A 12,319-nucleotide genomic window follows, 5' to 3' on the forward strand; every position below is an offset into this window, starting at 1 on the left:
ACGATCCCGGCCCTTTCGATCGCGCGCTCTGACGCTTCGACGCCCGGTGGTGTCCTGCCCAGGCGCCGCACGGCATCTCGGTCCGTCATCCGGTCTCCGTGTGCCCTGACACAGCGGGAATTGAAGCCCCTTAGGATCCGTTGGGTGGGGTGAGAGTTCTGAGAGAGGCTCCCACCGGTACGCAGCAGTCTCCAGAGACGAGGAATCAAGCCGTGAGCGACGTCCGTAACGTGATCATCATCGGGTCTGGGCCCGCCGGCTACACGGCGGCGCTCTACACCGCGCGCGCGTCGCTGAAGCCGTTGGTCTTCGAAGGCGCCGTCACCGCAGGCGGTGCGCTGATGAACACCACCGAGGTGGAGAACTTCCCCGGCTTCCAGGACGGCATCATGGGCCCCGAGCTCATGGACAACATGCGTGCCCAGGCCGAGCGCTTCGGTGCCGAGCTGGTTCCGGACGATGTCGTCGCCGTCGACCTGACGGGCGAGATCAAGACCGTCACGGACACGGCGGGCACCGTCCACCGTGCCAAGGCCGTGATCGTCACCACGGGCTCGCAGCACCGCAAGCTCGGACTGCCCAACGAGGACACGCTCTCCGGGCGTGGCGTCTCCTGGTGCGCGACGTGTGACGGGTTCTTCTTCAAGGACCACGACATCGCCGTCATCGGCGGTGGCGACACCGCGATGGAGGAGGCCACCTTCCTCTCGCGCTTCGCCAAGTCCGTGACGATCGTCCACCGCAGGGACAGCCTCCGCGCCTCCAAGGCGATGCAGGAGCGTGCCTTCGCCGACCCGAAGATCAAGTTCGTCTGGGACAGCGAGGTCGCCGAAATCAAGGGCGACCCGAAGCTGGCCGGCCTGACGCTGCGCAACCTCAAGACCGGCGAGACCTCGGAGCTGCCGGTGACCGGTCTGTTCATCGCGATCGGCCACGACCCGCGTACCGAGCTCTTCAAGGGCCAGCTCGATCTGGACGGAGAGGGCTACCTGAAGGTCGCCGCTCCTTCGACCCGCACGAACCTGACCGGTGTCTTCGGCGCCGGTGACGTGGTCGACCACACCTACCGTCAGGCGATCACCGCTGCCGGCACCGGCTGCTCCGCCGCCCTCGACGCCGAGCGCTACCTCGCCTCCCTCGCGGACAGCGAGACGGCCGCCGCGGCCGCCACCGTCTGATCCCCCCGTCCGCCCCACCGCACCAACAAGTTAAGGAGCCCGCTGTGGCCGGCACCCTGAAGAACGTGACCGACGACTCCTTCGAGCAGGACGTCCTCAAGAGCGACAAGCCCGTCCTGGTGGACTTCTGGGCCGCCTGGTGCGGTCCCTGCCGCCAGATCGCTCCGTCCCTCGAGGCGATCGCCGCGGAGTACGGCGACAAGATCGAGATCGTCAAGCTCAACATCGACGAGAACCCCGGCACAGCCGCCAAGTACGGCGTCATGTCGATCCCGACCCTGAACGTCTACCAGGGTGGCGAGGTCGCGAAGACCATCGTCGGTGCGAAGCCGAAGGCCGCGATCGTGCGCGACCTCGAGGACTTCATCGCCGAGTAGTCGATGTCCGCCGCATGCGCGGCGTGTGTTTCACGTGAAACACGAATGGGCCAGCCCGGTCGGGCTGGCCCATTCGCTTTGGCCGAGGGAACGCCGATCGCAGTGCGCGGGTGCGATCGGCCGACCGTCACAGCGGACGAAGCGCCGGCTCCTTCTGTACTGCTCCCAGAAGGCGGTCAAGCGCCAGCTCCACGTCTTCCTTCCAGGAGAGCGTCGTCCGCAGTTCCAGCCTCAGACGGGGGTATCTGGGATGAGGCCGCACGGTCTTGAAGCCCACCGCGAGCAGATGGTCGGCGGGGAGCACACAGGCGGGTTCCTTCCAGCGCGCGTCTCCGAAGGCCTCGATCGCCTTGAATCCGCGGCGGAGCAGATCCTTGGCGACCGTCTGGACCATCACTCGTCCGAGCCCCTGCCCCTGATAGCCCGGCATGATGAACGAGGTCATCAACTGCACAGCGTCCGGCGACACCGGGCTCGTGGGGAATGCGGTGGAGCGGGGGACATAGGCCGGCGGCGCGTAGAGCACGAAGCCCACCGGTACGTCGTCCACGTAGACGACCCGGCCGCAGGATCCCCAGTCCAGCAGAACCGAGGAGATCCAGGCTTCCTTCTCCAGCGCGGGTGTGCCTGCCTTTACCGCGGCTTCACTGCTGACGGGATCCAGTTCCCAGAAGACGCACGCGCGACAGCGCTTGGGAAGGTCCGGAAGGTTGTCCAGCGTGAGCGGTACGAGCCGACGCCCCATGAAGGATGTTCCTCGCTTCCTTCGCCCGCGGCGTCACGGGCGGCTGTCAGATGGCTCCGCTCCCTGAGCAGGCTGCCGACGAATCCACCGACGGCTCCCAGGCCCAGGCCTGCGGTCACCAGTCCGGTACGGCTCACGGTTTGCATGGCCCCGCCTCCCCGATGAAGGTGCTGCCAGGTGGATGCGCCATAGCCCATCGCATCGTATCCACGATGCGATTCCATCGATACCGCCAGAAAGCAAAGAGCGGGCCGTGTTCCGGTACACACCGGACACGGCCCGCTCTGCTGGTGGACGGATCAAGAGATCAGTACCACCAGCCGCTGCCTCAGGCTTCCGCGTCGTCGGAGTCGTCGTCCAGGAGGCTCTTCTGAAGAACCGGTCCCTCGCCCGGGGCGAGCGAACCGAGAATGCGCTCAAGGTCTTCCATCGAAGCGAACTCGACGGTGATCTTGCCCTTCTTCTGACCCAGGTCGACCTTCACCCGCGTCTCGAAACGGTCCGAGAGGCGCGTGGCCAGATCACTCAGAGCAGGAGAGACCCGACCGCCGGCCCGCGGCCCCTTGGAGCGCTGAGCCGTCTGCGGACGCGACCCCATGAGGGTGACGATCTCCTCGACGGCCCGCACCGAGAGCCCCTCGGCGACGATGCGGTGGGCCAGGCGGTCCTGCTCCTCCGAGTCGTCGACGGAGAGCAGCGCCCGCGCATGCCCCGCGGAGAGAACCCCAGCGGCAACCCGGCGCTGAACGGACGGCGAGAGCTTCAGCAGGCGCAGAGTATTGGAGACCTGCGGACGCGACCGTCCGATCCGGTCTGCCAGCTGGTCGTGCGTGCAGTTGAAGTCTTTGAGCAGCTGGTCGTAGGCGGCCGCCTCTTCCAGCGGGTTCAGCTGCGCCCTGTGCAGGTTCTCAAGGAGCGCGTCCAGGAGGAGCTTCTCGTCCTCCGTCGCCCGCACGATCGCAGGAATGGCCTCAAGTCCCGCCTCGCGGCAGGCCCTGAAGCGTCGCTCACCCATGATGAGCTCGTAGCGGGACGGACCCACCTGCCGCACGACGACCGGCTGGAGAAGCCCGACCTCCTTGATGGAGGTGACGAGCTCGCCGAGAGCGTCCTCGTCGAAGACCTCGCGCGGCTGGCGCGGGTTCGGCGTGATGAAGTCGAGGGGCAGTTCGGCGAAGTGAGCACCGACAGGCGCCTGGGGCACCTCCAGAGCTCCACTCGACGACGGCTCCTCCGTTTCATGTGAAACAGGCGGCAGCGTGGTCACCTTGGCCGCCGCCACCCCGCGCTCCGCTGTGAGCAAGGGTGCAGCAGCCGGCGAGGAGGACCCACTCGCCGAAACACCCGGACGCTCACCTGTCGGAGCCGCAGGGATCAGCGCACCAAGGCCCCGCCCCAGCCCCCGTCGTCGCTCGCTCACTGGATCCCCTCCACCATGTTCTGATCGTTCTGTGCGCCCACGTGGGCATGTTGCGCGTCATACGCCATTCCGACTCCCCGGAGGGCGATTTCGCGCGCGGCCTCAAGATAAGAGAGAGCACCGCTCGAACCCGGATCGTAGGTCAGGACCGTCTGCCCATAACTCGGAGCCTCCGAGATACGGACCGAGCGGGGAATGCTGGTCCGCAGCACCTCTTCGCCGAAGTGGCTGCGTACTTCCTCCGCTACCTGGGACGCGAGGCGCGTCCGGCCGTCGTACATGGTGAGCAGAATCGTCGAGACGTGGAGGTTGGGGTTGAGGTGCCCTCGTACCAGGTCGACGTTCCGCAAGAGCTGTCCCAGGCCTTCCAGCGCGTAGTACTCGCACTGGATGGGGATGAGAACTTCCGCTCCGGCGACCAGCGCGTTGACCGTCAGCAGGCCGAGCGACGGAGGGCAGTCGATGAGGATGTAGTCCAGCGGCTGCTCGTACGCCTGGATCGCTCGCTCCAGCCGACTCTCACGGGCCACCAGCGACACCAGCTCGATCTCCGCACCAGCGAGATCGATCGTGGCGGGAGCGCAGAAGAGACCCTCGACATCAGGGACCGGCTGAACGACTTCGGAGAGCGGCTTGCTGTCGATCAGCACGTCATAGATCGATGGGACTTCGGCGTGATGATCGATCCCCAGCGCGGTGGAGGCATTGCCCTGAGGGTCGAGGTCGATCACCAGGACCCGGCCGCCGTGCAGGGCCAACGAGGCGGCAAGGTTGACCGTGGTCGTGGTCTTACCCACACCACCCTTCTGGTTGGCAACCACCATGACTCGGGTCTGCTCGGGCCGTGGCAGGCCCTCACCGGCGCGACCTAGCGCCTCCACAGCCAGTTGGGCAGCACGACCAATGGGAGTGTCGTCCATCGGGGGCGGTGTTTCACGTGAAACATCCTCCCCCATCGACTCGGTACGGGGACCGGGGACCGGATCGGTCATCGGTCCCGCGATGTTGGCGTCGGACCGCAAGGATTCACTCTCCTCGACTTCAGGCTCGCAATGAACAGAGCCTCCCATGCCATCGGGGTGGTGAACCAGCGAGGCCCGTTGTTCTGTGGAGAAATCCACCTCTGTGGACAACTCCGCACCCCCTCCGAGTGAACCGAGGGGCCTCCGGTCGCGAGGTTCGGCCGCAGCGCGGCCGCGACTGATGATGCCGTGCAACAGTGAGCGACGTTTCACGTGAAACACGATGCCCAGCTAACCGGGGCCGTCGTGGCGCGACACTCCGATATGCGTAGGTTTGACACCTTGTGTGGAGTACGGCCTGTCGTCAGGGCCGATCGTCGGGAGTGACAAAGAACTCCCGGATTGAACAGAGAAACTCCCGGCCCCACCCTGCGGGAACCGGGAGTAACGATGCTCACATCGCCCAGGATCAGCGTCGGCGGCGCGTCCGGCCCGTCCTGGCAGCCTTGGCTCGCTTCGCCGCGAAGCGCACCCCGCCAGGGCTCTCGCCCACCTCCACCCGCACCACGGTGGACAGCGGGTCCACGACGCCCTCACCAACGTGCAGGATGGACGTCTCCACGGCTCCGAGCTTGCTCAGCGCCGTGGCAGAGGTCTTCAGCTCCTCCTCGGCGGTATCACCCTTGAGGGCGAGCATCTCGCCGTACGGGCGCAGCAGCGGGATCCCCCAAGCCGCCAGCCGGTCCAGCGGAGCAACCGCCCTGGCCGTCACCACATGAACCGGCTGCAGCTTCCCCATGACCTCCTCGGCGCGGCCGCGGACGACGGTCACATGGTCGAGGCCGAGCATCTCCACGACCTCGGTCAGGAAGGTGGTCCGGCGCAGAAGCGGCTCGAGCAGCGTGATCTTGAGATCCTCCCGGACGAGCGCCAGCGGGATACCGGGCAGCCCCGCACCGGAACCGACGTCGCACACGGTCACCCCCTCGGGGACGACCTCGGAGAGCACCGCGCAGTTCAGCAGGTGCCGCTCCCACAGCCGAGGCACCTCACGGGGACCGATCAGCCCGCGCTGCACTCCCGCCTCGGACAACAGTTCCGCGTACCGGACCGCGTCCGCGAAGCGATCACCGAATACCACGCGCGCCTGCTCGGGCGCGGGGGGAAGCTCCGCTGCCTCCGTCACGGGGGACCGTCCTTCCGTACCGCATAAGCGCACTGAGCGCTGATCACCAGGACTATCAGGGACCAACAGCTGTCGAGGACCGAGGGTTCGGGAACCGCGGCCAGTGATCGAGGTCCGGGACCACAGCTGTGGGGACTACCAGGCTGACAAAGTTCGGCCCCGCCTGCGCAACAGACGGGGCCGAAGGAACGTACGTACCGATCAGGCGGGGAGCACGACGACGAAGCGCTGCGGCTCCTCGCCCTCGGACTCGCTGCGCAGGCCCGCGGCCTTGACCGCGTCGTGCACCACCTTGCGCTCGAAGGGCGTCATCGGGTCCATCTTCACGGGCTCACCGGAGCTCTTGACCTCGGCGGCGGCCTTGGCACCCAGCTCGGAGAGCTCCTCGCGCTTCTTGGCGCGGAAGCCCCCGATGTCCAGCATCAGCCGGCTGCGGTCCCCGGTCTCCCGGTGCACGGCCAGGCGCGTGAGCTCCTGGAGCGCCTCCAGCACCTCGCCGTCCCGGCCGACCAGCTTCTGCAGGTCGCGGCCGCCCGAGTCGCTGATGATCGAGACAGCGGCGCGGTCGGCCTCTACGTCCATGTCGATGTCGCCGTCGAGATCGGCGATGTCGAGCAGACCTTCGAGGTAGTCCGCCGCGATCTCGCCTTCCTGCTCCAGGCGGGACAGGGTGTCGCCCTCAGCGGCGGCGGAGGTGGTGCCTTCCGTCACGGGATGGACTCCTTCTTACTTCTTGGACGGGGACTTGGGCCGCTGTGGGCCCTTGCGCTGTCCGGACTGGGCCTTGCTGCGGGTACCGGCGCCGGGCTTGCTCCCGCTTCCGGTGGCCGGCTTTGCGGCGGAGGGCTTGGCGTCCTGCGGCTCGTCGGACTTGGTGAGCGAGGTCTTCGGTTCGGACTCGTCAGCCGGTTTGCCCATGCCGGTCGCCGTCGTGCCCGACTGGCGCTGCGACTTCGACTGCCGTTTCGGCTGCTGACGCTTGTGAGCGGCGGCCGCGGTGGTCGTGGTGCCGTCCTCGGCCTCGATGACCGTCGTGCCCTCGCCCTTCACCACGAGCCCGTCCGGCTGGGCCACGAGGCCCGCCTTGGTCAGGCCGTTGATGAACTTACGCTCGAACTCGTTGCGGTCGCGGCCCTTGGCGACGATGGCCTTGACGATGGCCTTCTCGCTGCGGCGGCGGGTCTTGCCGTGCTGCGTGACGTGCTTCTGCAGGCGCTCCAGGTAAGCGGCCTGCGCCTTCGAGCCCGGGGTCGGGTTGTTGCGGATGACGTACATCTGCTGACCCATGGTCCACACGTTGGTGGTCAGCCAGTAGACGAGGACACCGACCGGGAAGTTGATGCCGAAGACGGCGAACATGACCGGGAAGACGTACATCAGCATCTTCTGCTGCTGCATGAAGGGCGTCTTCACCGTGGTGTCGACGTTCTTCGTCATCAGCTGACGCTGGGTGTAGAACTGCGAAGCCGACATCATCACGATCATGATCGCGGTGACGACACGGACATCGGTCAGCGTGGCACCGAGCGCGGCGACCGTCTCGGCGCTGTCCGTGAACTTCGCGGCGAGCGGGGCACCGAAGATGTGCGCGTCACGGGCGCTGGCGAGCAGATCATCGTTGATGACGCCGATCGTCTTGCCCGTCGCGATGGCGTTGAGCACGTGGTACAGCGCGAAGAAGAACGGCGACTGCGCCAGGATGGGAAGGCACGAGGAGAGCGGGTTGGTACCCGTCTCCTTGTACAGCTTCATCATCTCTTCGGACTGGCGCTGCTTGTCGTTCTTGTAGCGCTCCTGGATCTTCTTCATCTCGGGCTGCAGCGTCTGCATGGCCCGGGTGGCCTTGATCTGCTTCACAAAGAGCGGGATCAGGCAGATACGGATCAGGATCACCAGGGAAACAATGGACAAGCCCCAGGCCCAGCCCGTGTCGGGACCGAAGATCTTCCCGTACACGGCGTGGAACTGGACGATGACCCAGGAAACGGGTGTCGTGATGAAGCTGAAAAGACCAGCAATCGTGTCCACTAATCAAGCTCCTTGAGCATGGGACGGGGTCTCAGCGGCCGGGCTCGGGGCAGTGGTGTCCCCGATGGCCGGTTCGGCGGAGGTCCCGCCCTTGCGTGCACGCCAGGCGTTACGCAGCAATTCGTGCCACCGCGGACGCTTGCGTTGCGGAACATGGTCCACACCGCCCAGCGACCACGGATTGCACCGGAGGATGCGCCAGGCGGTAAGTGCCGTTCCCTTGATCGCACCGTGCCGGTCGATGGCTGTGTAGCCGTAACGGGAGCACGACGGGTAGTACTTGCAGACCGGCCCGAGCAACGGGCTGATCGTCCACTGGTACAGCTTGATGAGAGCAAGCAGTGGGTACTTCATCGCGCGCCCCCTCCCAGCAGCCGCTGCAGGGCGGCATCCAGGTCTCGGGCCAGCTGTTCATGGTCGGCGTCGCCCGCACCGGGCAGCGCTCGTACGACTACCAGGCTACCGGGGGGCAACAGAGCGACTCGGTCCCGCATCAGATGACGAAGCCTGCGCTTCACCTTGTTGCGTATGACCGCTCCGCCCACGGCTTTGCTCACGACGAAACCCGCACGCGTCGAGGGAGCGCTCTCCCCAGGCGCGTGCGGGTCCGGTGCACCGCTACGTAGATGGACGACGAGAAGCGGGCGTCCGGCCCGGCGTCCTCGGCGTACCGCGGTCGCGAAGTCTTCGCGCCGCCTCAGCCGATGCTCGGTAGGCAGCACGAGATCATGACCTGTAAGTAATCAGGCGGACAGGCTGGCGCGACCCTTGCCACGGCGGTTCGCGAGAATCGCGCGGCCGGCACGGGTGCGCATCCGCAGGCGGAAGCCGTGGGTCTTGGCGCGACGACGGTTGTTCGGCTGGAAGGTGCGCTTGCTCACTCGGGGGCTCCAGAAAGAATCGGTGGTGGCGGGGTGCCGTCCTGGCTGTCACCGTGCGCCCACGAGGAAACTCGCATTACGCCCGAGTGCACCGCTTCCCGATCACTCTTCGCGATCTGTGCCCATCGGAGGCAGGCGGCAGCAGCCATCGACAACTCGACCTGGTTACGGTACGCGCGGCTACGCCATCCGGTCAAACCAGTCCCTGCCAGGAGACACTATCCACAGGCTGGGGACAACAACTTGAACCGCACCCGTCGCCCTGACTACCGTGGCTGGACCCCGATTCGTTCCCTTCCCACCGCCCCAGCGGTTTTGTTCCCCCCGCCCCACCCGAGTGACTTACCGACCCTGTTCCCAGAACCACACGTTCGTGGGACCCGTGAGAGAGCGTGCCCTGTGGCTGACGTACCTGCCGATCTTGCCGCAGTGTGGCCACGCGTACTGGAACAACTTCTCGGCGAGGGCCGCGGGCAGGGTGTCGAGGCGAAGGACGAGCACTGGATCAAGCGCTGCCAGCCCCTGGCGCTGGTCGCGGACACCGCTCTGCTCGCTGTCCCGAACGAATTCGCGAAGAACGTACTGGAGGGCCGGCTCGCGCCGATCGTCAGCGAGACGCTGAGCCGCGAGTGCGGGCGCCCCATCCGTATCGCCATCACCGTCGACGACTCCGCCGGCGAGCCCTCCGCCCCCGCACCGCCCCGCTACGAGGAGCCCGAGCCCTCCAACGGAGCGGGCCAGGGCCGTGACTCCTACGAGAACCAGGGCCCCGACGACCGCAAGGCCTACGACGGCAGCGGGCAGGGCCGCGAGGACCGCGGTACGTACGAGGGCGGACAGAGCCGCGACGACCGGAACGCGTACGACGGGCAGGGACGGGACGACCGGAACGCGTACGACGGCCAAGGCCGTGACGGCCGCGGCGGCTACGACGGAGGCGGGCAGGGACGCGACGACCGCGGCGCGTACGAGCCGCAGGGGCGCGACGACCGCGGCCCGTACGACTCCCAGCGGCGCGAGGGATACGAGGGGTACGGCCGCCACCGCGCCGACGACCACCGCGGCGGCCGCTCCGAACCCCTTCCCGGGGCCCCGGGCGACCAGCTGCCCACCGCCCGTCCCGCGTACCCGGACTACCAGCGCCCGGAGCCCGGGGCCTGGCCGCGCCACTCCCAGGACGACTACGGCTGGCAGCAGCAGCGTCTCGGCTTCCCGGAGCGGGACCCCTACGCCTCGCCGACGCAGGACTACCGCCCGCAGCCGATGGACCGCTCGCCCTACGAGCAGCAACGCCAGGACTACGACCAGTCGCGCGGGGACTACGACCAGCGTCCCGACCGCCGCGATCTTCAGGACCCGTCCGGCAGCGGTCAGGTGCGCCGGGGCGGCCCGTCCGCGGGCGGCGCCCCCGGGCCGAAGGCCGCGCAGCCCGCGCCGGCGTCGGGTCCGGGCGAGCCCACCGCGCGACTGAACCCGAAGTACCTCTTCGACACGTTCGTGATCGGTGCCTCGAACCGCTTCGCGCACGCCGCCGCCGTGGCCGTCGCCGAGGCTCCGGCGAAGGCGTACAACCCCCTCTTCATCTATGGGGAGTCGGGACTCGGCAAGACGCACCTTCTGCACGCGATCGGGCACTACGCGCGCAGCCTCTACCCGGGCACACGGGTGCGGTACGTGAGCTCGGAGGAGTTCACCAACGAGTTCATCAACTCCATCCGCGACGGCAAGGGCGACAGCTTCCGCAAGCGGTACCGGGAGATGGACATCCTGCTCGTCGACGACATCCAGTTCCTCGCGGACAAGGAGTCGACGCAGGAGGAGTTCTTCCACACCTTCAACACGCTGCACAACGCGAACAAGCAGATCGTGCTCTCCAGCGACCGGCCGCCCAAACAGCTGGTCACCCTGGAGGACCGGCTGCGCAACCGCTTCGAGTGGGGTCTGATCACAGACGTCCAGCCGCCCGAGCTGGAGACCCGTATCGCCATCCTTCGTAAGAAGGCGGTGCAGGAGCAGCTCAACGCCCCTCCGGAGGTGCTGGAGTTCATCGCGTCCCGGATCTCGCGCAACATCCGCGAGCTGGAGGGCGCGCTGATCCGGGTGACGGCGTTCGCGTCGCTCAACCGGCAGCCGGTGGACCTCGGTCTGACGGAGATCGTCCTCAAGGACCTGATCCCCGGCGGCGAGGACTCGGCACCCGAGATCACCGCGACCGCGATCATGGCGGCCACCGCCGACTACTTCGGGCTCACGGTGGACGACCTGTGCGGGTCCTCGCGCAGCCGCGTCCTGGTGACGGCGCGACAGATCGCCATGTACCTGTGCCGTGAGCTCACCGATCTCTCACTGCCGAAGATCGGCGCGCAGTTCGGCGGCCGCGACCATACGACCGTGATGCACGCCGACCGCAAGATCCGCGCGCTGATGGCCGAGCGCCGCTCCATCTACAACCAGGTCACCGAGCTCACGAACCGCATCAAGAACGGCTGACGGAGGCCGGCGCCGACAGCGCGGCCGGCGAGCTCGGCCAGAGATACAGACTGCCGTACGTGCCTGAGGGCGCCCCGGACATGGTCCCGGGGCGCCCTTCGGCGTTTCCGCCCCCGCACACGCCCGGCGAGAGGTGCCGCAGGTGCACCGACGGGCCCAGGACGGCACTCACGGCACCCGGAGCCGGCTCGGCCGGGCCCTCCGAGAAGTCCGGGCTTTCGCTCAGAACGGCTCAGCCGCGCGTTCCAAGAGGTCCGAAGACCCCCTCGGAGGGGTTCAGGGGCGCTCCCCGGGGGGTTCAGGCACGCGTTCCGAGGGCTCCCACGCCGTTTTCACCGCTACCGGCCCGACACCTGCTGTTCGAATCCGGGCTTGGTTACGGCCACTCTCCACAGATGTGGTGACTTTCTGGCGTCCACATCCTGGGGACTGGGAAGTTGTCCAGATCGTGTCCACAGGCAGCACTGTTGAAAGACCATCAGACCAGGTCAACCGCCTGTGGATTCGTGGACGAAGCTTCTCCACAGACTGTGGACGAAGGAAAGATCCACAGGGTGTGCACGAAGTTGTCCACCGGTGACCCACAGGCCGGAGCCGGTTGTCCCCAGTGATCCAGAGCTTCTCCACACCTCTGTCCACTGTTCGGCAACGCAACGCGCCATCTCACCGCGTCGAGTGAAAGGCGTCACACCAAGGTGCCAGGTTGGGCTGTGGGGAACGGGGGCAAAGCTGGGGACGGCGCTGGGGAGAAGTGGCCTCAGCCTGTGCATCGAGTGTGCAGAACTTTTCGCCGTCCACAGATAACCCCGGTTGTCCACCGTCTCCGCCCACAGGCTCGGTGGACAAAAAAGCGGCTCTGAGCTGCGAAAACGGGGTTATCCACGGTTTCCACAGGCCCTACTACTAAGACCAACTAGAGAGAGTCTGGGAAACGTTTCGAAGACGGGGCTGTGCACAACTCGCTCTCGGAGGCTCAGGTGCCGCTCGGCACGACTTGACCCCGAGGGGCACCGACTGTCAGCGCGGTGCGTCAGACTGGTCCCCGGTGTCCT

At 67.0% G+C, this 12,319-nt stretch carries 12 protein-coding genes; 3 read left to right on the forward strand and 9 right to left on the reverse strand.

The window, feature by feature from the left end; translation table 11 throughout:
* Positions 1-212 precede the first annotated feature (212 nt).
* Both trxB and trxA read left to right on the forward strand, forming a co-directional pair.
* The gene (trxB, locus tag OG788_RS23430) at positions 213-1,178 is read left to right on the forward strand and encodes a thioredoxin-disulfide reductase (protein WP_356747065.1); all 966 of its coding nucleotides are present in this window, start codon (positions 213-215) and stop codon (positions 1,176-1,178) included.
* A 44-nt stretch (positions 1,179-1,222) separates the two neighbouring features.
* Positions 1,223-1,555, forward strand: coding sequence for a thioredoxin (trxA, locus tag OG788_RS23435; protein WP_007383275.1), 333 nt, complete (start codon positions 1,223-1,225; stop codon positions 1,553-1,555).
* A 127-nt stretch (positions 1,556-1,682) separates the two neighbouring features.
* Here trxA and OG788_RS23440 read toward each other — a convergent pair whose 3' ends face one another.
* The 9 genes from OG788_RS23440 to rpmH all read right to left on the reverse strand — a co-directional run bounded on the left by OG788_RS23440 (position 1,683) and on the right by rpmH (position 8,777).
* Positions 1,683-2,300, reverse strand: coding sequence for a GNAT family N-acetyltransferase (locus OG788_RS23440; protein WP_356747067.1), 618 nt, complete (start codon positions 2,298-2,300; stop codon positions 1,683-1,685).
* Positions 2,301-2,628: 328 nt separating this feature from the next.
* Entirely contained in the window at positions 2,629-3,720 is a 1,092-nt protein-coding gene (locus OG788_RS23445; protein ID WP_406373235.1) for a ParB/RepB/Spo0J family partition protein, read from the reverse strand.
* A complete protein-coding gene (locus OG788_RS23450) occupies positions 3,717-4,790 on the reverse strand; it encodes a ParA family protein (protein WP_323178843.1) in 1,074 nt (357 codons plus the stop codon). Before OG788_RS23450 ends, OG788_RS23445 begins: the two co-directional genes overlap by 4 nt.
* A 361-nt stretch (positions 4,791-5,151) precedes the next feature.
* Positions 5,152-5,868 carry a 16S rRNA (guanine(527)-N(7))-methyltransferase RsmG gene (rsmG, locus tag OG788_RS23455; protein WP_406373237.1) on the reverse strand — a complete coding sequence of 239 codons (717 nt, stop codon included), beginning with the start codon at positions 5,866-5,868 and terminating at the stop codon, positions 5,152-5,154.
* A 201-nt stretch (positions 5,869-6,069) separates the two neighbouring features.
* A complete protein-coding gene (locus OG788_RS23460) occupies positions 6,070-6,579 on the reverse strand; it encodes a R3H domain-containing nucleic acid-binding protein (protein WP_351536160.1) in 510 nt (169 codons plus the stop codon).
* Positions 6,580-6,594: 15 nt separating this feature from the next.
* Entirely contained in the window at positions 6,595-7,896 is a 1,302-nt protein-coding gene (gene yidC, locus OG788_RS23465) for a membrane protein insertase YidC (protein WP_406373240.1), read from the reverse strand.
* 3 nt (positions 7,897-7,899) lie between these two features.
* On the reverse strand, positions 7,900-8,250 hold the full coding sequence (gene yidD, locus OG788_RS23470) for a membrane protein insertion efficiency factor YidD (protein WP_351536165.1): 351 nt from the start codon (positions 8,248-8,250) through the stop codon (positions 7,900-7,902).
* On the reverse strand, positions 8,247-8,618 hold the full coding sequence (gene rnpA, locus OG788_RS23475; protein WP_351536168.1) for a ribonuclease P protein component: 372 nt from the start codon (positions 8,616-8,618) through the stop codon (positions 8,247-8,249). Before rnpA ends, yidD begins: the two co-directional genes overlap by 4 nt.
* A gap of 21 nt (positions 8,619-8,639) precedes the next feature.
* Positions 8,640-8,777, reverse strand: a complete 138-nt coding sequence (gene rpmH, locus OG788_RS23480) for a 50S ribosomal protein L34 (protein WP_006381191.1) — start codon at positions 8,775-8,777, stop codon at positions 8,640-8,642.
* Between the two features lie 399 nt (positions 8,778-9,176).
* On the opposite strand from rpmH, the gene dnaA reads away from it, so the two are divergent.
* Positions 9,177-11,267, forward strand: coding sequence for a chromosomal replication initiator protein DnaA (gene dnaA / locus OG788_RS23485; RefSeq protein WP_406373242.1), 2,091 nt, complete (start codon positions 9,177-9,179; stop codon positions 11,265-11,267).
* The last annotated feature ends 1,052 nt before the right edge of the window (positions 11,268-12,319 follow it).

Source organism: Streptomyces sp. NBC_00647 (assembly GCF_045207245.1).
Taxonomy (GTDB): Bacteria; Actinomycetota; Actinomycetes; order Streptomycetales; family Streptomycetaceae; genus Streptomyces.